Source organism: Ralstonia sp. Ralssp110 (assembly GCF_047325135.1).
Classification (GTDB): Bacteria; Pseudomonadota; Gammaproteobacteria; order Burkholderiales; family Burkholderiaceae; genus Ralstonia; species Ralstonia mojiangensis.
In genome coordinates, this window is the sequence record NZ_CP168610.1 from 2,774,552 (window position 1) to 2,793,794 (window position 19,243).

The following is a 19,243-nucleotide window of genomic DNA, read 5'->3' on the forward strand; positions in this document are numbered from 1 at the left end:
CACTGGCACGTTACGCGGCACCCAGATGACGCAGCTTCACGAAGGCCAACGCCGCCATCACCGCGTCGTTAAGCGCGTCGTGCGCGTCCCAGGTCGGCAAGTCCAATCCCTTCATGACAGTGGCGAAGCGCAGATCCAGATCGGGGTCGCCCTGCTGCCGATACGGCGGCAGTTGTCGGAACTGGTAGTCGTAGTACAGGGCGGAGACTTCAATCTTGGGCTGCGGCAAGCCGATGCCGAGCAGGGGCACCGCCACCCGATTGAGCATCGCCACGTCGAACTCAAGGTAGTAACCCACCAATGGCCTGCTGCCGATAAAGTGCAGCAGTGCATGGACGGCTTGCTCGATCGATATACCGCTGTCCAGATCACGATTGCGCAGACGATGCACGCAAATGCTTTCTGCGCGCATTTCCCCTCGCGGCCTGATGAGCAAGTCCAGGCGCTGGCTGGTCAAAATGCGATTGCCGACGATGCGGACAGCACCGATGGAGACGATCTCGTCGGTGCGCACGTTCAAGCCGGTGGTCTCGCAATCGAGCGCGACCCACTCATCTGGGGGCGGGGCCTCGAACAGGAAGCGAAACGCCGGATCGCGCAACTTGCGCAACTGGCGCCGCCTTTGCAGTGCCTGCAGCCAGTCGGAGAGCCGTCCGTTCATGACTGCTCGCTCATATTCACATCCACTCGGTCCGCCAGCGCTGCCGCAGGAGCGCCTTGAATCGTTTGACGGCGCTCAACGCATCCTTGAGCAGATCACGCTCCAACGATGACAGGCGCGCCAGATGCACGTCGCACGATACCAGCTGATGCGCATCGATCTCCGCCAGCCCGGCCTTGAGCCGCAGGGTCATCAGGAAGTGCAGGCTCTCGCTCAACTCGGCGGCCATGTGCGCGTCGAGGGCCTCGGCGCGCACCAGTGCATCCAGGCGCGGCACAGTGCCAGTCTCGTCGAGTATGCGGTAGGACAGCGCAAGGCTACGCACCCCGTGGACGATTGGGAAGATGCCCTCCTTCTTCACGTCGAGCACGGGATCGGGATCGCCAAACCCGAGGATGCGATCGCGCCAACCCGGCGCGGCACTGAAAGCCTCAATAGCAGCGGCAAAGCGGCCAAGTACGGCGTCATTGTCGATGGTCAGCTCCAGCAACGTCCGCCGCAGTTGTTTGAGTAAGGCGGCATCGCCGCACACCGCATGCGCATCAAAAAAGATTGCCAGATGCATCAAGCCCTCGGGGCTGGGCAGGATGAGCCATTCGCGGATGCGCCGCGCAAAGTCGCTCGCGGTCATGCACCACTCGGGCCGGCTGAGCATGATGCCGCCGGGGCACGGCGGGTAGCCGAACGCGGCCAATGCATCGGAGAAGCGCGTGACGATGCGCTGCAGGTCCGCAGGTGGCACGTAACCATCGCGCAGCACCAGCGCATTGTCCTGATCGGTCTTGAGCAACTGCTCGCCACGCCCCTCACTGCCCATGACAAACAGGCAACTGTTCTCCACGAGCTCGGGCGGCGCGATCATCTGCCAGGCCCGTTCAAACAGGCGTGCGTTGATTTCGCGCACGAGGCTGGCGACGTGATCAATGCGCGAACCGCCACGTGTAAGCAACGCGACCATCCGCGTGATCTGCGCGGCCACCTGCGCGAGGGCGTCCAAGTCCTGAGCCAGGGTGATCTGCACCGTCAGCAGATACGAATGGTTGGCCAGGAAGCTGAACACATCCAGTGATTCCAGCAAACCGAGAATCTCATCTCCGTGCGTGACGACCAATCGGTGCACGCGATGGCGCAACATCAGCGTCAGGGCGTCGCCGATCTGCGCGGAGGCCGGCACGGTGATGAGCGAGAACTGGCTCATCTGCCCTACCGCCAGACGATCCAGCGATGTGCCCTGCAGGACGGCGCGCTGCAAGGAACTGCGTGTGAAGATGCCCACGCGCGGCGGGCTGCTGGTGCCATCACGCACGAGCACGTTCGAAGTGTTATGTGTCTGGAACAGCTTGACCACGGACACCACGTCCGTGTCGGCATCCACAAAATGGGCGGGCCGGATGAAGGCATCGCTCACGCGAGAGACGGCCAGCGACTGCATCGTCTCCATGCTCTGCCGCTGTGCAATAGCGCTGAGCTTGCTGCCGAGGTCGGAAAAAAGCAGCGCACCGAAGGTGGCGTTGGCGGCAATGAGGTCACGCACCGCCTGACGTGCCACCTGATAGACCACCACTTCTTCAGCCGCGACGAAGCGGCTGCTTGCCTTGCCGGCCACCAGCGCTCGGCCGTCAAAGCAATCGTCGGGGCCATAGGTGGCAATCAGCTCGTCGCCGTCGTACTGGGCGACGTGCCCTTTGATGATCAGGAACAGGTGCAGCGGTGCAGCACCCGTATCGAGGATGGTCTGCCCTTCCGGGTAGTAGCCGATGTCGACGGCATCGCGCACCAGGCGCTGCTCGTCCTGATTGAGGCAATCGAACGGCCAGACCGCGAAGTTGAAAGCGCTGGGCATGGTTGCCTTGAAGGCGAGCGATGCAATCGCGTCACCCGCCTCCCATCAGCGTGGCGAATAGCCGATCAGTGGCCCGATGCGCCAGCCGCACCGAGGCCCGTTTCCGAACGAACCTGCTGCGCGGCAAACGACGCCTTCTCGTTTTTGGCGCGAACACTGCTGTCCAGCACCGAGAACAGCCACACGCCCACGAAGCCGATCGTCATCGAGAACAGTGCGGGCGACGTGTATGGGAACCACGCCGAGCCCTTCGGATAACCGAGCGTGGCTTCCCACACCGACGGCGAAACGATCGTCAGACCCACCGACGAGATCAGCCCCAGGAACCCGCCAATGACCGCGCCGCGCGTGGTGCAGCCCTTCCACAGCATCGAGAGGAACAACACCGGGAAGTTGGCAGACGCCGCCACCGCAAACGCCAGCGACACCATGAACGCGATGTTCTGCTTCTCGAAAGCGATGCCGAGCAACACGGCGATCACACCGAGCACCAGCGTGGTGATGCGCGACACCCGCAGCTCATCTGCGCTGTTGGCCTTGCCGTTCTTGAAGACCGTGGCGTAGAGATCATGCGACACCGCCGACGCGCCCGACAGCGTGAGACCGGCCACCACCGCAAGGATCGTTGCGAATGCCACGGCCGAAATGAAACCGTAAAACACATCGCCGCCGACCGTCTTGGCCACCAGCACGGCTGCCATGTTGGCCGTGCCCGCGCCGCCCTTGATGACACCCTTGGCCACGTCGGACAGTTCGGGGTTCGTCAAGACCAGCGTGATCGCACCAAAGCCGATGATGAAGATCAGGATGTAGAAGTAGCCGATCCAGGTGGTTGCCCAGAAGACCGATTTGCGTGCCTCCTTGGCGTCGGGCACCGTGAAGAAACGCATCAGGATGTGCGGCAGACCAGCGGTACCGAACATCAGCGCCATGCCGAACGAGATGGCCGAGATCGGATCCTTGATGAAGCCGCCCGGCGCCATCACAGACAGACCGATCTTGGCGGCCTCATCGGGCGATTTGCCAGCATTGACCGCAATGGCCGTCTTGACTTGCACTGCCTTGGCGAACAGCGCCTCCAGGCTGAAACCGTATTGCGCCAGCACCATGATGGCCATGAACGTCACGCCGGCCAGCAGCAGGCACGCCTTGATGATCTGCACCCAGGTGGTTGCGGTCATGCCGCCAAAGAGCACGTAGACCATCATCAACGCGCCGACGATGACCACCGCGATCCAGTAATCCAGCCCGAACAGGAGCTTGATGAGCTGCCCTGCGCCGACCATCTGAGCGATCAGATAGAACGCCACCACCACCAGCGTGCCAACGGCGGCAAAGCTGCGGATGGGCCCTTGCTCAAACCGGTAGCCCGCCACGTCCGCAAAGGTGAACTTGCCGAGGTTGCGCAACCGCTCGGCCATCAGGAACGTGATGATCGGCCAGCCGACCAGAAAGCCGATGGAGTAGATCAGACCGTCGTAGCCGGAGGTCATCACGGCCGCCGAAATGCCCAGGAAGGACGCTGCCGACATGTAGTCGCCCGAGATGGCCAGGCCATTCTGGAAACCGGTGATGCCGCCGCCCGCCGTATAAAAATCTGCCGCGGAGCGCGTACGCTTGGCTGCCCACTTCGTAATCCACAGCGTGCCGGCCACAAACAGCGCAAACAGCACGATGGCCGTGGTGTTGGTTTCCTGCTTGGCGGTCTGTCCGACATCGCCGCCGGCAGCCAGAGCTGCTCCGCAGGCGCCAGCGGCCAATAGCGCCACCAGCAGGATCGAAAGCATCTTCTTCATTTGGCGACGTCCTTCAGGATGTCCTGCGTCAGTTGGTCGTATTCGCTGTTGGCCCGGCGCACGTAGATGCCGGTAATGACGACGGTGAAGATGATGACCGCCATACCGACGGGCACGCCCACGCTCATCACGCCTGTACCCACCGGCTTGGCGAGAAACGCCTTATCGAACGCGATCAGCGCGATGTAGCCGTAGTACACGGCCAGCATCAGCACTGTCAGAACGAGTCCGAGCTTGTTGCGTCGCTGTTTGAGCTGCGCATATTTCGGATGCGCCTCGATTTTTCCTACCAATCCATCCTGCATCGCCTGTCTCCTGGTTTGCTCTTGGAATGTGTGCGGCGATTCTGGATAGCGAAACTGACTGAACTCTTACTCACGCCGTCTGTGGCGGTTTACTGCGATAGTGGTTTTCCCTAGCGCTGCAGAACAACATAAGAAACACTGCAAGACATCCGGCCGCAAATGAGCCGCTGAACGGCTTCCCTCGCCCAAATTGACGCTGGCAAGCGCGGGCATATTGTGCGCATGCACATTCGCAAGAGGTGCATATACCGTCTGGCACTGCCGGCTCAAAGCAGGGGTTGGATGATGCAGCGCACGCATCGCCGCAAGGGCTCGACCGATGCACCGCCACTCGACCCGAGCGCGCCCAAGTGCTTGATTTTCTTGAAATCCCGGCCATCGATCGCATGCATTGAAAGGCACATGCTTGTCAGAACGCCGTAAGTTTCGGCTCCCACAATCGTTGACACTTCCGCGGGCGAAAAGCGTTTGCGTTGTCATGTCCATGCCCAGCGGGACGACCTACGAAAAAAAACAGGAGACAACATGGCAACCGTGCAAAGTGCACCGAACGCGCCCGTCGGGCGCGTGCAGCCCGCGCCCATGACGAAGGAGGAGAAGAAAGTCATCTTCGCCTCGTCGCTGGGAACGGTGTTCGAGTGGTACGACTTTTATCTCTACGGCTCGTTGGCGGCCATCATCGCCAAGCAGTTCTTCTCGGGCCTGGACCCCACGGCGGGCTTCATCTTTGCACTGCTGGCGTTTGCTGCCGGCTTCCTGGTGCGCCCGTTCGGCGCGCTGGTCTTCGGCCGTCTGGGCGACATGATTGGCCGCAAATACACGTTCCTGGTGACCATCGTCATCATGGGTACGTCAACGTTCATCGTCGGTCTGCTTCCGTCGTACGGCACGATTGGCGTAGCCGCGCCGATCATTCTGATCGCGCTGCGCATGCTGCAAGGTCTGGCGCTGGGCGGTGAATATGGTGGCGCCGCCACGTATGTCGCCGAGCATGCCCCGCACGGCCGCCGCGGTGCCTACACGTCGTGGATCCAGACGACGGCCACGCTGGGCCTGTTCCTCTCGCTGGTCGTCATCCTGGCCGTGCGCGAACTGACCGGCAAGGCATTCGACGACTGGGGCTGGCGCATCCCGTTCCTGGTGTCGATCCTGCTGCTGGCAACGTCGGTGTACATCCGTCTGTCGATGAGCGAATCGCCGGCATTCCAGAAGATGAAGGCTGAGGGGAAGACCTCCAAGGCCCCGCTGACGGAAGCTTTCGGCCAATGGCGCAACCTGAAGATCGTGATCCTGGCGCTGCTCGGCCTGACCGCCGGCCAGGCTGTGGTGTGGTACACGGGCCAGTTCTACGCGCTGTTCTTCCTCACGCAGGTGCTGAAGGTCGACGCCTTCACGGCCAACGTGCTGATTGCGGTGGCGCTTGCCATCGGCACGCCGTTCTTCGTGTTCTTCGGGTCGCTGTCTGACCGCATCGGTCGCAAGAAGATCATCATGGCCGGCTGCCTGCTGGCGGTGCTGACGTACTTCCCGCTGTTCAAGGCGCTCACGCACTACGCCAACCCGGCGCTGGAGCGCGCCCAGCAGACCGCGCAGATCACGATCACGGTCGATCCGAAGGAGTGCTCGTTCCAGGGCAGCCCGATCGCCCGCGAAGTGGACTTCCGCTCTTCGTGTGACATCGCCAAGCGCACGCTGGCGCAATCGTCGGCCAGCTACGAGACGGTTGACGGCCCGGCCGGCACGGTCGCGACGGTGTCGATTGCGGGCAAGCAGATCACCTCGCTCAACGCCACCCGCACGGCGGACGGCCAGAACTTCGACGCGGACAGCAAGGCCAAAATCGCCGACTTCAAGAAGCAGGTGAGCGAGTCGCTCAAGGCGGCCAACTACCCGGCCAAGGCCGATCCGGCCCAGATGAACACGATCATGGTGCTGGTGATCCTGGTGATTCTGGTGATCTACGTCACCATGGTCTACGGCCCGATCGCGGCGATGCTGGTCGAGATGTTCCCGACACGCATCCGCTACTCGTCGATGTCGCTGCCGTATCACATCGGCAACGGCTGGTTTGGGGGCCTGCTGCCGACCATCTCGTTCGCCCTGGTGGCCCAGAACGGCAATATCTATCACGGTTTGTGGTACCCGATCTGGATCGCGGCCATCACCTTCGTGATTGGTGTGCTGTTCGTACGCGAAACCAAGGATGTGGATATCTATCGCAATGATTGAGGCAGGGGGTTGACATATTCGCCGAAGACGGTAGAATCCCGCTTCTTCGGCGAATTAGCTCAGTCGGTTAGAGCGACGGAATCATAATCCGCAGGTCCGGGGTTCGAGTCCCTGATTCGCCACCAAATACCAAAAAGCCCTGCTTCGGCAGGGCTTTTTGCTTTTCTGCTACATCCCTGGCGACCGCCAGGGCAATCACATTACGCAAGCGCCTCGGCTTGCACAGGCACCCCGGCGGCAACCGCCAACACCCAATCCGTCGTCAACGCCGATTGCGTCACGGGCAGCATATGGCCGCCGTCGATGATGCGCAGATTCACACGGTCGAGCTTCTGCTTGAGCGCTTCGCCCTGGCGCTTGACGTTCAAGATGCGGTCACCGCGGCCGTACAGCACGTCGACCGGCACCGTCATCGAGGCATAGCGGCGTTCCATGTCAGGCAGATCTTCCGGCGCAGCGACCAGATCCGACGATGCCGCATAGAACACGTGCGGACGCAGCCCCAGCAGACCGCCGCCCTTGAACGGGAAATCCTTCGGCATGGTCTCGGGCGCGAACACCGCCGCGATGGCCTTCCGAGAATTGATGATCGACAGGGGAATCGCGAGCGTCCATGACACCAGCCTGCGCACCAGCGGCGACGGCAACACCAAGCCCCCGAACGCACCGGGCGGCGCGCTCTCTGCATGCGTGAGCGGCGCGATCAACGCGAGCCGGCGAATGACTTGCGGATGATTCAGCCCCACCGCCAGTGAAATCGCTCCGCCAAGCGAATGCCCCACCAGCACGGGCTTGTCGAGCCCGAGCTTCTCGATGCACTGCGCGACCATGCGCGCCTGCGCATAGATGTTGGCCGGCGAATCCGCGCCCCGCACGGACCTGCCTGCGCCCGGCCGGTCGATCACGATCACGCGATGCGAGCGCGCAAGCCGATTCATATCCAGATACGCGAAGTTGCGCAGGTTGCCGCACAGGCCATGCACGAACACGATGGCGGGACCCGTGCCGCGATCGGTGTAATGCACGCGGTCGGCCCCGACATCGAGGAACTTGCCTTCGGGCGGGAATCCTTTTGTGACGCGGCGTGCGATGAAGAAGGTGAACGCAACGGGCGCGAGGATGGCAAGCGCGATGACGCCAAGAATGGTGCTGGTCATAGTGTCCACGATACGGGAGGCAGTTAAGCGGGCTGTGCCGCGCCGATCGGCTGCGCGCGACGTTCGAACTGCATGGCGCTGTCGGCCAATGTGCCGAACTTCAGCATCATCAGATCACGCGCGTAGTTCTGATACGACTTCCACGGCTGCTTGTCGCCCTGTTTGGGCAGGATGGCCGCCGCGCGTTGGATGTAGCCGGATGTCAGATCAACGGCGGGCTCGCGGCTCATGGCTTCGTCATCGAGACGCGGCACGCAGGTATCGAAGCCGTTGGACTGCATGTGGTTGAGTAGCCGGCAGACGTACTGCGCGATCAACTCGGCCTTCAGCGTCCACGACGCATTCGTATAGCCGAACGACGACGCGAGGTTCGGCACGCCGCTGTACATCATGCCCTTGTACGACACCGTCTCGGCCAGATTCACGGCACGCCCGTCGACGGCGATGGCCGCCCCGCCCAGCACCTTCAACTTGAGCCCTGTGGCTGTGACGATCACGTCGGCATCTAGATGCTCGCCGCTCTTGAGCTGCAGGCCGGTTGGCGTGAAGCGTGCAATCTCGTCGGTCGCAATCGAGGCCTTGCCCGCGCGGATCGTCTTGAACAGATCGCCGTCCGGCACGAGGCACAGGCGCTGGTCCCACGGGTTGTAGCGCGGCGTGAGGTGTTTGCGCACGTCGAACCCTGGGCCGATCTGCTTGCCCGCCATGCGGATGATGAAATCTTTGAATGCCTTGGGCTTGCGACGCGCGAGGCTGTAGAAGTACATCGTCAGCAACACGTTCTTCGTGCGCACCAGCCGGTGAGCAAGGCCCGACGGCAACCAGCGACGCAACGTGTTGGCCACGGCATCCTGCTCCGGCCGCGAGACGATGTACGTGGGCGAGCGCTGCAGCATCGTCACGTGCTGCGCGGTGCCGGCCATCGCAGGCACCAGCGTGACGGCCGTAGCTCCGCTGCCGATCACCACCACGCGCTTGCCAGCGTATGAGAGATCGTTCGGCCAATGCTGCGGATGGACGATGCGCCCCCGGAACTGATCCATGTCGGGCCACGTTGGCGCATGGCCTTCTTCATAGTCGTAGTAGCCGCTGCACATGTAGAGGAACTTGCAGGTGAATTGCACCGGTTCCTCGCGCGCGCCATCGCTGCGCAACGCTTGCACGGTCCAGCGTGCCGTGGCGGAATCCCAGCTCGCGCCCGTCACCTTGTGACGGAAGCGGATCGACTTGTCGATGCCGAACACGCGTGCGGTGTCGCGGATGTAATCGAGGATCGTCTGGCCGTCCGAAATGGCTTTGCTGCTATGCCACGGCCGGAAGCTGTAGCCGAGCGTGAACATGTCGGAGTCGGAACGGATGCCGGGATAGCGGAACAGGTCCCACGTGCCGCCGATGGTTTCGCGCCCTTCCAGGATGGCAAAGCGCGCCGACGGGCAACGCTCGCGCAGGTGATACGCCGCGCCAATACCCGAAAGCCCCGCGCCGACGATGAGTACGTCGAGGTCTGTATCCGGTGCGGTTGCCCGATTGCGGGGCGCACCCGGGCTGGCGCTTCGCTCCATCATCGTATCCATGCGGTCTCCTGTTTGCAGCCTTGGGGGTAGGCGTGGCAAATTTCGCACTAAATGTGGTGTGATTCGTCACCACTTTAATTTTTGGACGTCCTGACGTCAAATAACGAAATGGAGAAAACATTTGAAACAGCCAACGCGCCCGCCAAGAAAGGCCGCCCGTATGGCGGCGTGGCGCCGGAGGCACGCGCAGCAGAACGCCGCGATGCGCTGATCCGCGCCGGCACGCGCGTCTTCGGCACGGTGGGCTTTCGGAAGGCCACCGTGCGGGCGATCTGCCAGGAAGCGAAGCTCAATGATCGGTACTTTTACGCCGCGTTCGACAGCACCGAAGCCTTGCTGCGTGCGACCTACCAGCAACATGCCGAAGACTTGCGCACACGGGTGTCGGACGCCACCGCCGCCGTCGGCAACACGCTGGAGGCACGTGTCGATGCCGGTCTCCACGCGTTTTTCGCGTTCTTGCGAGACCCATGCGCGGCGCGCGTGCTGCTACTCGAAGTGATGGGCGTGAGCCCGGAAACGGACGCGACCTACCAGCGCAACCTACTGGAGTTCGGCAAGCAGGTCATGGCGAATGCCCAACTGCCAGGCGCCCACAATGACGACGATGCCGAGCTGCGCGCCGATCAACGCATCATCGGTCTTGCGCTCGTCGGTGCCCTGACAAACGTCGGTGCAGCGTGGCTGCTGACCGGCTATCGAGATCCCGAAGAAAAGATGGTGCGCAACTGTCGGCAGGTCGTGCTCGGCACATTGCGCACCATGCTGAGCACTTAGGCCGTGCCTTCCGGCTTGCCCAGCCGGACCACGGTCACACCCTGCGCCAGATGCCGTAACGACGGCTGCAGCAGCACGCAGTTGTCGTACGGCGTGACGATCTGCAGGTCTCCATCGGTGGCGATGATGGTGCCAGCTCGTGCGATGGTCTCCATACCGCGATAGTCGTCCACGAAGCGGAACGTGGTGGATTTAGCGACGACCGGATCGGTCACCCGAATGCAACGCACCTCCAGCGCGGGCGCAATCCCCAGCCATTCCGATACCGCCGATGCGTCCACGGTGCCAAGCGCCACCAGGAAACGCGCGCACGCATCCAGCGCCACGTCGCGGCTCACGCGCTCGAAGTGCTGACCGCATTCGATGAGCAGCGCATTCTTCGGGCTCGCGGCATCGCCAAAGCCGCCGTAGTCGCGCAAGCGGCGGCCAGCAGCGTGGCCGGCATCAATCATCAGATGCGAAGGCGCGCCGACCTGCCGGCCCAGCTCGACGCCTTTCGCATGCGGACCCGTCAGCATCAACGGTTCGGCCTTTTCATGCATCGAGTGAATATCGAGCAGGTAATCAACCGTATCGATCACCGGGCGCAGCTCACGCGCGCGGCGCAGTTCCAGCGTGTTCCCCGGGCCGTCAAGCTTGTCGGCAGACCACACGCGGTTCAAGTCTTCGTCGATAAAGCGCGTGGCATCCGGGTCGTTGATGTCAAAGCGCTCGTACGCCTCGATGTTTGCAAATGACAACGTGAGCCGACCATGTGTGGGGCGCACGCCGGCAGCCAGCAGCGCATCCACCGCAATCGCGCCGCACAGCTCATTGCCATGCGTGAGCGCGTTGATCATGACATGCGGCCCAGGCATGCCGCTATCGAACGTATGGACGTAATCAATGCCGTGCGTGCCCGTCTTCCAGCGGCGGATATCGGGCTTCTGCAACTCAATTGGGTACACCGGCAGCGTGGCGCGCAGCGCCTCCAAGGTCATCATGCGAAATCCTTCGGTGTTACGAGAAGTTCTGTTCAGGTTCAGTGCGCACGCGCACGTCCGCGCAGCATCCACAGCGAGGCCAGGCTGATCAGTGTGGTCGCAAACACATAGAAGCTCGGCGACGTCTTGATGTGCGTCACGCCAATCAGCCACGTGACGATCAGCGGCGAGAACCCACCGAAGATCGTTACCGACAGGTTGTAGCTCAGCGCCAGGCCCGTGCCGCGCGTACGCGTTGGGAAGATGTCGGCCAGGAGCGCGGGCAGTGGCGCGAGGATGGCGGCCAAAAGCACGCCCACAATCGCCTGCATCACCAGCAGCGTCCAGAACGTCGGTTGCGCGACCAGCGTGGCAAACATCGGATACGTCGACAGCGCAATCACCACCATTGCAATCGACACCACGCGGATGCTGCCGAAGCGATCTGCCAGCAAGCCGAACGCGGGCGCCATCACCATCAGCATCGCGCCGGTGATCATCGTGCAGACCAGCGAGGCGCTGGTTGCGATGTGGAGTTGGTTGATGGCATAGGTCGGCATGTAGACCTTCTGCACATAGTTGAATGCGGTGACGGCCACGACCACGCCCGCCCCCAGCAGTAATCCGGGCAAACCCTGCGTGAGCGTATCGCGCAGCGGCGAGCGCGCTTGCAGCGCGGCCGGCGCTTCCGCCTGCATGGCCACAAACTCCGGCGTTTCAGGCGTGTGGCGGCGGATGTAGACACCAATGGGGCCGATCAGCAAGCCGAACAGGAACGCCACGCGCCAGCCCCATGACTCCACTTGCTCGGTGGTCAGCGCGTAAGTCAGCCATGCGCTCAAGCCCGCGGCCAACAATGTGGCAAGACCCTGCGTGGCGGCCTGCCAGCTCGCGTTGTATCCCATGCGCTTGCCGTTGGCGTGCTCGATCATGAACGCCGTGGCTGAACCGAATTCTCCGCCGGCCGAAAAGCCCTGCAACAGGCGCGCCACGATCACGATGGCCGGCGACCACAGCCCGATCGACGCATACGTCGGTGCAAACGCGATCATCGCGGTGCCCAGCATCATCAGCAGGATCGACCACGTCAGCGCAGCCTTGCGCCCGACGCGGTCTGCATAGCTGCCCAGCACCATCGAGCCCAGCGGCCGCATGATGAACGACACGCCAAACGTGCCGACAGAGAGCATCAGCGAACTCCACGCATCGCCCGTGGGGAAGAACAGCTTGCCGATGGTGATGGCGAAATAGCCGTAGATCAGCAGATCGTAGTATTCGAGCGCGTTGCCGACGCTGGCCGCCAGTACGGCACGCCAGGGCGAGGGATGTCGATGGGTGTCGGTGGCGCGTGCGGATGGGCCGCTCGCATTGAGGGTGTGGGCTGGCATGGTTGTCTCCCCGTGGTCTGTGCCGATCCGCCGGTTTTGCTGAATAGCGCTGGCGGGCGAAGGTTGCGGAGGAGTCTAGGTGCCGTGCCCACGCGGCTTGTGCCGTTTCGGCACAAGGTTGGGCTTTTTGCGATGCACCTCAGGCGAGATCGGGGCGAGAGTTGCCGCTGGCGCTATCAACGGCCAGTTGCCATACCTCGTCAAGCAGTGCGCTCTGGTTGCTGCGCACCCGCATCATGCGGATATTGACGTGGATGTGCCAGGCGTCATCGCCGGCCGGGCGCAGTTCGCCCGCGTTCAGGTGCGGCTTGGCCAGGCGATATGGCAACCACGCCATGCCGAATCCCCGTAGGGCCATCTCTTCTACCGCCTCGTAGAAATCCGCCTGGAACACGGGCTGCAGATGCGCCTTGCGATCGGCGGCGGCAAGGTGGCTGTCGAGCATCTGCCGCAACGTCAGGCCGCGCGCAAAGGCCAGCCACGGTAGCGGTGCGGCGGCCGAGCCCGGCAGCGTGAAGCGTGCGCGGCCGCGCTTGTCAGGCACACTCACCGGCACCAGCGTCTCGCTGCACAGCAGGCAATGGTCGTACTTACGCGGATCGAGTAGAGCATCGGCCTGCGGGCTGGCGTAGGCGATCAGCAGATCGACGGTGCCATCGGCAAGTGCCAGGACGCCTTCCTGCGTGCCGCCCGTCGTCACGCTGAGCGGAAACACGCCGCGCCGGCGCGCCAGCGTTTCATACCAGCCCGGGACAAAGGTGCGCGCCAGCGTGCGCCCTGTGCCGATCTTGAGCGCCACCGGCAGTTGCGCCTCGCGCAGCAGCAAGCGCGCATCGTTCAGGCCGTCGACGGCATTGGCCGCGGCATCCAGAAACAAGCGCCCCGCCGCCGTGAGCGTGACGGGATGCTCGCTGCGTTCGACCAGTGCGGTGCCCACCCACTCTTCGAGCGCCTTGATCCGCCGGCCGAATGCGGGGTGCGTGACGTTGCGGTTCTCGGCGGCGCGGCTGAAGCTGCGCGTCTTGGCGAGTTCCTTGAAGTCTTCCAGCCATTTGATCTGCATGGCGCGTCCGGGTGCGATGGTGAGCGTGTGGTCTGCGCATTATCTCCGCAGCCTGCACGAACGGGCTTAACGTGCGTGCCGTATCGTTATCATCTTGAGCAAACGACCCGCTACGTTTCATGACCGCACCCCGCCCGCTGTCCATCGGCATTGCCGGCGCCGGTAACGCCGGACTTGCCGCTGCCATCGCGTTTGCCCGCCAGGGGCACAACGTGCACGTCTTCGAAAAGCATCCGCAGCTGACCGCCATGGGCGCGGGCCTGCTGATCCAGCCGCAGGGTATCCGCGCACTGGAGGCACTCGGCGTGGGCCGCGAGCTGGAAGGCATCGGCGCGGCGATCGATCGGCTGATCGGCCTGAGCCATCGCGGCTGGCGTCTGCTCGACATCGACTACGCCGAGACGCCCGGCCGCGCCGTCACGCGGCATGCGCTGTCGTCCATGCTGTACGACGCCGCCTTGCACGCGGGCGCAGCATTCCACTTTGGCTGCGCGATCCAGCAATTGCTTGTTGATGGACCGCGCGCGCAGGTCGCGCACACGCAGGGCGAATCAATCTTCGATCTGTTTGTGATTGCCGATGGCGCGGCCTCTGCGCTGCGTGAGCCCGCAGGCCTGGCCGGCCCGTCGAGCACCTACCGATGGGGCACGCTTTGGTTCCAAGGGTGGGTGGATGGCTGGAACCCGCGCGTGCTGCAGCAGCGCTTTCGCGGCACGCGCGAGATGATGGGCTTGCTGCCCACCGAAGTGGATGGCATCCGCACTCGCCTGTCGATGTTCTGGAGCCTGCCCGGCGATGCCGTCGACGCCTGGCGCCAGACCGACATCACACAGTGGAAGGCGCATGTGCTCAGCCTGTGGCCGCAAGCCGCGCCCATGGTCGAGCAGATCGGCTCGCACGACGATATGCCTTTTGCCGTCTATCGGCACACATGGCCGCGCGCGCTGGCCAAACCACCTTACTGCGTCATCGGCGATGCCGCGCATGCCATGAGCCCACAGCTCGGTTTGGGGACCACGCTGGCCGCGCAAGATGCCTTGGCACTTGCCGCGTGCGTGCAAGTGCATGGCCCCACCCATGGCGCGCTCGCCTACCACGCCCGTCGTCTGCGCACCGTGCAGGCCTACCAGACGCTGAGCCGTGCGCTCACGCCATGCTTCCAGGCGCAATACGGCGGTTGGATGCGAGACGTAGTGTTTGCCACCGGCTTGCGCGTACCCGGTGTCGCATGGCTGATGAAACGCAGCCTGGCAGAGCCGCCCGCGCGCGATGCCGCATTCGCTCCAGCTGCGGCTTCCACGTCTACGAGCGAAAAGCCCCAAGCATGACACCACGCCATCCATCAGCATGAGCCTGTTGCACACCTTCCTTCCCGAGCATCAGTTCAGCGAGCAGCACCACATACGCGTCAATGCCGCACCCGGGCGCGTGCTCGACGTGGTTTCGCAACTGGACGTCAGTGATTTCCCGCTGGCCAGGCTGTTCCTGCACTTGCGCGCCATCCCGGCGCGCATCGCCGCCGCGATGGGCAAGCCCAGTGCGCGACGTATCGATGCCGGATTCGGCGTGCACGATTTCACGGTACTCGGCCGCGATGGAGATCGCGAATTCGCGCTCGGCCTCGTCGGCCGCTTCTGGGAATCCGACGGCGGCCTCGTCCACGTTGAAGCCAGCGCGTTTCGCACGTTCTCCGAACCCTATATCGCCAAGCTGGTCATGACGTTCGTTGCCGAATCCGACGGCACCGGTACGCTGCTGACTACTCGCACGTGCGTGCATTGCTCGGGCACAGCGGCGCGCCGCCACTTCACGCCTTACTGGGTGCTGATCCGCATACCAAGCGGGCTGATCCGGCGGATGATGCTGCACCGGATCAAGCAAGCGGCGGAGGCACACGACGCCCCGCTTCCACGTCCAGAATAACCAACGTGCCCGTGCTGCCGGCATCCACGCTGTGCGGCACGCCGGCGGGCACGACATACAACTCGCCGCGCGACACCGTGACCGCCTCGCCGTCGATGCGCAGGCGCAACTCGCCATCGATCACCAGCAGGCCTTCGGCATAGTCGTGCACTTCGTCGGGATACGGCGTGCGGTCCATGCGCAGCACCTTGAAGTTGCCGCCGCCAAAGCGCTCCAGCACGCGAGACGACCATGCGCGCGGCAACGCATCGGCCTCTGCATTGAGATTGAAAAACGGCACGCCGACCTCGCCCAAGGAAAAGGAAGCGCCGAGCATACCAGCCGATGGATAACAAGAAAGGGCGCCCGCATTGCTGCTGGGCGCCCTTACTACGTGGCAGTCGGCGCGCGCTTAAGCGTCGTAGGATGCGAGGTCCATCTCGGACAGCGCATTCATGTCATCCGCAGGCCTCAGGTGGTCCACGCGGTAACCGTGTTTGTACACCGCCACCAAGCGCACTTCGTTCACCGGTTCGATGTTCAGCTTCATGCGGATGCGCGACACGTGGCTATCGATTGTGCGCGTGTACTCCGATGAGTTGCGGCCCCACACCTGTCCGAAAATATGGTCGCGCGACAGCGTGCGGCCCACGTTCGAGAACAGCAGCAGCGCCAGCTGAAATTCGATGCCCGTCAGCGTAACGGGCTCGCCGTGCAGTGTGATCTGCTGGCGTTGTGGGTTGAAGTGGTACGGACCTACCGAGAACGGCAGGCGGCCATACGGGATCGGATACGCACGGCGCAGCAACGCATCGACGCGGGCACGAAGCTCGGCAATGCGGAACGGCTTCGCGATGTAGTCATCGGCGCCTTGGGTCAGTGCGCGCACGATGCTCTTTTCACCTTCTTCGGCTGTGACGAACAGGATGGGAAGCACGTCCCTGTGACGGCTGCGCACCACGCTCAGCACATCGATACCGAGCATGCCCGGCGTGTGCCAGTCGAGGATCAGCATGTCGTACGACGAGCGGCCCAGCATGCGCAGCAACGTCGCTCCATCGCTGTAGGGCGTCACGTCGTGGCCAGACTGGGACAGGATCTGGACGATGACTTCGCTTTGGAAGGGATCGTCTTCAAGCAAGGCGATACGCATGTTCGACTCCATGAAAATTGCGCACATGCGTGCCGGATGGAGCGAGCGTTGATCGCGCCCGAACCGTCGCGTTCAGCGCGATCCGTTGCATGTGTTACGTGTTTGCAATTTTCGTGGCGAGGTTTGCTACGAACCATGAGAAGAGTCCTAATTTGTGAAGCGCCTTGAATCATCCGGTGCCGCATCCATTCCACGAAATCTGGACAAAAAAAAGCCCGGACAACGAGGTCCGGGCGGCGGTATTTCCCACAATGTGACGGGATCGGAAACACCCAAGGGTCGCATGTGCCAGACTGCGTCGCTGTGCACCGGGGGACACACTGCAACGCTTACGGGGGATAACGTCAAGAAGGGTCAGACGTACTGGTCGGCACACGCGAAGCGCATGATGCCGTGCGATACGCGCTGTCGGAGCAGTCGTGACAACATTTGACGCGCCCGCTTCTGGGCCGCCACGCCTCAGGTGGGATCCGCGTTTTCCAGCTCTTGCCGAATCGACTCGGTCAGCATGTCGATCAGCAATCGAACGCGTTTGGGAACGAACCGGGCGGATGGCGTGACGAGGTTGATCGGCTCTCCGCTGGTCGCATAATCGGGCAGCACGCGCACGAGGCGAGGCAGCGGAGCGTTGGCGCGCGCTACGGCACTCGCGTACAGCGGCAGCGGGCCGATGCCAGCGCCCGACGCGATCAACGTTTCCAGATAAATAAGGCTGTCGGAGTTCAGGCGGGCGCGCACGGCCACCGTTTTCAGGCCATCGGGGCCAACGAGGCGCCATTGCGTTTCGCCGCGGCCGGTGCCGCGAAAATCGAGGCAGCAATGGTCGGCCAGCCCTTGCACGGTGTCTGGAGCACCGCGGCGCTGAAGGTAATCGGGTGAGGCGAACAAGCCGATGCGCAACACGCCAAGCGATCGCGCCACGAGAGAACTGTCGGCCAAGCGTCCGACGCGGACAGCAAGGTCAAATCCTTCCTGCACCAGATCGACATTGCGCGGCGTCAGCACCACGTCCAGGTCGATCTCCGGATACTGCTGCATGAAGCGTGCGGCCACCGGTGCCACCAGCAGGCGCCCGACGTCTTCGGAAGATGTGATCCGCACCTTGCCGCGTGGCAGGTCCTGCAGCTCGCCGGCGCACGTCGTGGCGCGCTCGATGTCTTCCAGTGCATGCGACGCCACCTGATAGAGACTCTGGCCCGCGTCGGTCAGATGCAGCGTGCGTGTGGTGCGCTGTAACAGTCGTACGTTCAAATCCTGTTCAAGCGCCGCAATGCCCCGGCTGACTGACGATTTGGGCAGATCGAGCCGCGTTGCCGCTGCCGTGAAGCTCCCCGCCTCGACCACGCGCACGAACAGCGCCAATTGGTTCAGATCCATGGTTTTCCTCCTTTTATCGTGATGCGTGCCGGCCTGGGATTGTGATTGTCTCGCCGGTAGCAACATTTTTTCCCACAATAACCGACTAGTGCAAACCGGGCAACCACCCTACATTTGGCATATGACAAACGCCCGATTTCAGGAGAACAACATGGAAACCCTCGTGCAACCGCAAGTGCAGCGTGGCCGCCGCGTGGAGCGCATCATCACGGGCCGCCCCACTTCGGACGGCGCGGGCGTGAAGCTCACGCGCGTCCTGACAAACAACCTGCAACGTCGGCTGGACCCGTTCCTGATGCTGGACGCCTTTCGTAGTGACGACCCGAACGACTATCTGGCCGGCTTTCCCGACCACCCGCACCGCGGCTTTGAAACGGTGACGTACATGATCGCTGGCCGCATGCGCCACCGCGACAGCGCCGGCCACGAAGGCCTGCTGCAACACGGCGGCGTGCAGTGGATGACAGCCGGCAGCGGCGTGGTGCACTCTGAAATGCCGGAACAAGAAGACGGCGTGATGGAAGGCTTCCAGCTGTGGCTGAACCTGCCCGCCAGGGACAAGATGACGACGCCGTGGTACCGCGACATCCCGTCGAACGAGATTCCCGAGTTCACGACGGAAGACGGCGTGGCCGTGCGCGTGATCGCCGGAGAATCGCAAGGCGTGCAAGGTGCGATGACGCGTGAAGCGACGCAGCCGTTGTATCTGGACATCACGCTGCCGGCGGGTGCGTCGTTTGCGCAGCCGCTGCCGGCAGGGCACAACGCGTTCGTCTACGTGTTCCGTGGCAACGCGCTGGTGGGCGACGCCGACGCATCTGGCAACGCTGGGCTGCAGCGCGTGGAAGACAAGCAGATGGCCATCCTCGCCAACACGGAAGGCAGCGACGGTGTGGTCATCCGTGCAGGCAACGCTGAGGCACGCGTGCTGCTGGTGGCGGGCAAGCCGCTGAACGAGTCGATCGCGCAATACGGCCCGTTCGTGATGAACACGCAGGAAGAAATCTTCCAGGCCGTGCGTGACTTCCAAGCCGGCAAGTTCGCGTAAAGCGTCTG

General features: G+C 63.1%; 17 protein-coding genes and 1 tRNA gene. 6 read left to right on the top strand and 12 right to left on the bottom strand.

What is annotated here, in order from left to right; translation table 11 throughout:
• Positions 1 to 10 precede the first annotated feature (10 nt).
• The 4 genes from ACEN9T_RS21940 to ACEN9T_RS21955 all read right to left on the bottom strand — a co-directional run bounded on the left by ACEN9T_RS21940 (position 11) and on the right by ACEN9T_RS21955 (position 4,605).
• On the bottom strand, positions 11 to 661 hold the full coding sequence (locus ACEN9T_RS21940) for a 3'-5' exonuclease (RefSeq protein WP_413707050.1): 651 nt from the start codon (positions 659 to 661) through the stop codon (positions 11 to 13).
• Positions 662 to 677: 16 nt separating this feature from the next.
• Positions 678 to 2,504, bottom strand: coding sequence for a DUF294 nucleotidyltransferase-like domain-containing protein (locus ACEN9T_RS21945; protein ID WP_413707051.1), 1,827 nt, complete (start codon positions 2,502 to 2,504; stop codon positions 678 to 680).
• A 65-nt stretch (positions 2,505 to 2,569) separates the two neighbouring features.
• A complete protein-coding gene (locus ACEN9T_RS21950) occupies positions 2,570 to 4,300 on the bottom strand; it encodes a cation acetate symporter (RefSeq protein ID WP_092973154.1) in 1,731 nt (576 codons plus the stop codon).
• On the bottom strand, positions 4,297 to 4,605 hold the full coding sequence (locus tag ACEN9T_RS21955; protein WP_092973156.1) for a DUF485 domain-containing protein: 309 nt from the start codon (positions 4,603 to 4,605) through the stop codon (positions 4,297 to 4,299). Before ACEN9T_RS21955 ends, ACEN9T_RS21950 begins: the two co-directional genes overlap by 4 nt.
• A 525-nt stretch (positions 4,606 to 5,130) precedes the next feature.
• On the opposite strand from ACEN9T_RS21955, the gene ACEN9T_RS21960 reads away from it, so the two are divergent.
• Together ACEN9T_RS21960 and ACEN9T_RS21965 are read left to right on the top strand one after the other, a co-directional pair.
• The gene (locus ACEN9T_RS21960) at positions 5,131 to 6,834 is read left to right on the top strand and encodes an MFS transporter (protein WP_092973158.1); all 1,704 of its coding nucleotides are present in this window, start codon (positions 5,131 to 5,133) and stop codon (positions 6,832 to 6,834) included.
• A gap of 48 nt (positions 6,835 to 6,882) precedes the next feature.
• Positions 6,883 to 6,959, top strand: a tRNA-Met gene (locus ACEN9T_RS21965).
• Between the two features lie 75 nt (positions 6,960 to 7,034).
• On the opposite strand, the gene ACEN9T_RS21970 is transcribed toward ACEN9T_RS21965, so the two are convergent.
• Both ACEN9T_RS21970 and ACEN9T_RS21975 read right to left on the bottom strand, forming a co-directional pair.
• Positions 7,035 to 7,991 (bottom strand): alpha/beta fold hydrolase, encoded by a 957-nt coding sequence (locus ACEN9T_RS21970; protein WP_413707052.1) that lies wholly within the window; start codon positions 7,989 to 7,991, stop codon positions 7,035 to 7,037.
• Between the two features lie 23 nt (positions 7,992 to 8,014).
• The gene (locus ACEN9T_RS21975) at positions 8,015 to 9,556 is read right to left on the bottom strand and encodes a flavin-containing monooxygenase (RefSeq protein ID WP_413708498.1); all 1,542 of its coding nucleotides are present in this window, start codon (positions 9,554 to 9,556) and stop codon (positions 8,015 to 8,017) included.
• Between the two features lie 117 nt (positions 9,557 to 9,673).
• Here ACEN9T_RS21975 and ACEN9T_RS21980 point away from each other — a divergent pair, with 117 nt between their 5' ends.
• Positions 9,674 to 10,342: a TetR/AcrR family transcriptional regulator gene (locus ACEN9T_RS21980; RefSeq protein ID WP_413707053.1), complete on the top strand. Its 669-nt coding sequence runs from the start codon at positions 9,674 to 9,676 to the stop codon at positions 10,340 to 10,342.
• On the opposite strand, the gene ACEN9T_RS21985 is transcribed toward ACEN9T_RS21980, so the two are convergent.
• From ACEN9T_RS21985 to ACEN9T_RS21995, 3 genes are all read right to left on the bottom strand, one after another.
• Complete coding sequence (locus tag ACEN9T_RS21985; protein ID WP_413707054.1) at positions 10,339 to 11,325, bottom strand: M14 family metallopeptidase; 987 nt, start codon at positions 11,323 to 11,325, stop codon at positions 10,339 to 10,341. The genes ACEN9T_RS21980 and ACEN9T_RS21985 overlap by 4 nt on opposite strands.
• A gap of 38 nt (positions 11,326 to 11,363) precedes the next feature.
• The gene (locus ACEN9T_RS21990; protein WP_413707055.1) at positions 11,364 to 12,692 is read right to left on the bottom strand and encodes an MFS transporter; all 1,329 of its coding nucleotides are present in this window, start codon (positions 12,690 to 12,692) and stop codon (positions 11,364 to 11,366) included.
• A gap of 139 nt (positions 12,693 to 12,831) precedes the next feature.
• The gene (locus tag ACEN9T_RS21995; RefSeq protein WP_413707056.1) at positions 12,832 to 13,755 is read right to left on the bottom strand and encodes a LysR family transcriptional regulator; all 924 of its coding nucleotides are present in this window, start codon (positions 13,753 to 13,755) and stop codon (positions 12,832 to 12,834) included.
• 119 nt (positions 13,756 to 13,874) lie between these two features.
• Here ACEN9T_RS21995 and ACEN9T_RS22000 point away from each other — a divergent pair, with 119 nt between their 5' ends.
• On the top strand, positions 13,875 to 15,083 hold the full coding sequence (locus tag ACEN9T_RS22000; protein WP_413707057.1) for an FAD-dependent oxidoreductase: 1,209 nt from the start codon (positions 13,875 to 13,877) through the stop codon (positions 15,081 to 15,083).
• A 19-nt stretch (positions 15,084 to 15,102) separates the two neighbouring features.
• Positions 15,103 to 15,678, top strand: a complete 576-nt coding sequence (locus ACEN9T_RS22005) for a hypothetical protein (protein WP_413707058.1) — start codon at positions 15,103 to 15,105, stop codon at positions 15,676 to 15,678.
• On the opposite strand, the gene ACEN9T_RS22010 is transcribed toward ACEN9T_RS22005, so the two are convergent.
• From ACEN9T_RS22010 to ACEN9T_RS22020, 3 genes are all read right to left on the bottom strand, one after another.
• The gene (locus ACEN9T_RS22010; RefSeq protein ID WP_413707059.1) at positions 15,629 to 15,994 is read right to left on the bottom strand and encodes a cupin domain-containing protein; all 366 of its coding nucleotides are present in this window, start codon (positions 15,992 to 15,994) and stop codon (positions 15,629 to 15,631) included. The genes ACEN9T_RS22005 and ACEN9T_RS22010 overlap by 50 nt on opposite strands.
• A gap of 75 nt (positions 15,995 to 16,069) precedes the next feature.
• Positions 16,070 to 16,810, bottom strand: coding sequence for a response regulator transcription factor (locus ACEN9T_RS22015; RefSeq protein WP_092973749.1), 741 nt, complete (start codon positions 16,808 to 16,810; stop codon positions 16,070 to 16,072).
• A 459-nt stretch (positions 16,811 to 17,269) separates the two neighbouring features.
• The gene (locus ACEN9T_RS22020; RefSeq protein ID WP_092973177.1) at positions 17,270 to 18,187 is read right to left on the bottom strand and encodes a LysR family transcriptional regulator; all 918 of its coding nucleotides are present in this window, start codon (positions 18,185 to 18,187) and stop codon (positions 17,270 to 17,272) included.
• Positions 18,188 to 18,338: 151 nt separating this feature from the next.
• Here ACEN9T_RS22020 and ACEN9T_RS22025 point away from each other — a divergent pair, with 151 nt between their 5' ends.
• Positions 18,339 to 19,235 (top strand): pirin family protein, encoded by an 897-nt coding sequence (locus tag ACEN9T_RS22025; RefSeq protein ID WP_092973179.1) that lies wholly within the window; start codon positions 18,339 to 18,341, stop codon positions 19,233 to 19,235.
• Positions 19,236 to 19,243 lie beyond the last annotated feature (8 nt).

Bases quoted from the DNA above. Each gene is read 5' to 3' on its own strand.
- ACEN9T_RS22010 (WP_413707059.1), bottom strand. From the start codon at position 15,994: ATGCTCGGCGCTTCCTTTTCCTTGGGCGAGGTCGGCGTGCCGTTTTTC.
- ACEN9T_RS21945 (WP_413707051.1), bottom strand. From the start codon at position 2,504: ATGCCCAGCGCTTTCAACTTCGCGGTCTGGCCGTTCGATTGCCTCAAT.
- ACEN9T_RS21990 (WP_413707055.1), bottom strand. From the start codon at position 12,692: ATGCCAGCCCACACCCTCAATGCGAGCGGCCCATCCGCACGCGCCACC.
- ACEN9T_RS21985 (WP_413707054.1), bottom strand. From the start codon at position 11,325: ATGATGACCTTGGAGGCGCTGCGCGCCACGCTGCCGGTGTACCCAATT.
- ACEN9T_RS21960 (WP_092973158.1), top strand. From the start codon at position 5,131: ATGGCAACCGTGCAAAGTGCACCGAACGCGCCCGTCGGGCGCGTGCAG.
- ACEN9T_RS21940 (WP_413707050.1), bottom strand. From the start codon at position 661: ATGAACGGACGGCTCTCCGACTGGCTGCAGGCACTGCAAAGGCGGCGC.
- ACEN9T_RS22000 (WP_413707057.1), top strand. From the start codon at position 13,875: ATGACCGCACCCCGCCCGCTGTCCATCGGCATTGCCGGCGCCGGTAAC.
- ACEN9T_RS22025 (WP_092973179.1), top strand. From the start codon at position 18,339: ATGGAAACCCTCGTGCAACCGCAAGTGCAGCGTGGCCGCCGCGTGGAG.
- ACEN9T_RS21950 (WP_092973154.1), bottom strand. From the start codon at position 4,300: ATGAAGAAGATGCTTTCGATCCTGCTGGTGGCGCTATTGGCCGCTGGC.
- ACEN9T_RS22020 (WP_092973177.1), bottom strand. From the start codon at position 18,187: ATGGATCTGAACCAATTGGCGCTGTTCGTGCGCGTGGTCGAGGCGGGG.
- ACEN9T_RS22015 (WP_092973749.1), bottom strand. From the start codon at position 16,810: ATGCGTATCGCCTTGCTTGAAGACGATCCCTTCCAAAGCGAAGTCATC.
- ACEN9T_RS21980 (WP_413707053.1), top strand. From the start codon at position 9,674: ATGGAGAAAACATTTGAAACAGCCAACGCGCCCGCCAAGAAAGGCCGC.
- ACEN9T_RS21970 (WP_413707052.1), bottom strand. From the start codon at position 7,991: ATGACCAGCACCATTCTTGGCGTCATCGCGCTTGCCATCCTCGCGCCC.
- ACEN9T_RS21995 (WP_413707056.1), bottom strand. From the start codon at position 13,755: ATGCAGATCAAATGGCTGGAAGACTTCAAGGAACTCGCCAAGACGCGC.
- ACEN9T_RS21955 (WP_092973156.1), bottom strand. From the start codon at position 4,605: ATGCAGGATGGATTGGTAGGAAAAATCGAGGCGCATCCGAAATATGCG.
- ACEN9T_RS21975 (WP_413708498.1), bottom strand. From the start codon at position 9,556: ATGATGGAGCGAAGCGCCAGCCCGGGTGCGCCCCGCAATCGGGCAACC.
- ACEN9T_RS22005 (WP_413707058.1), top strand. From the start codon at position 15,103: ATGAGCCTGTTGCACACCTTCCTTCCCGAGCATCAGTTCAGCGAGCAG.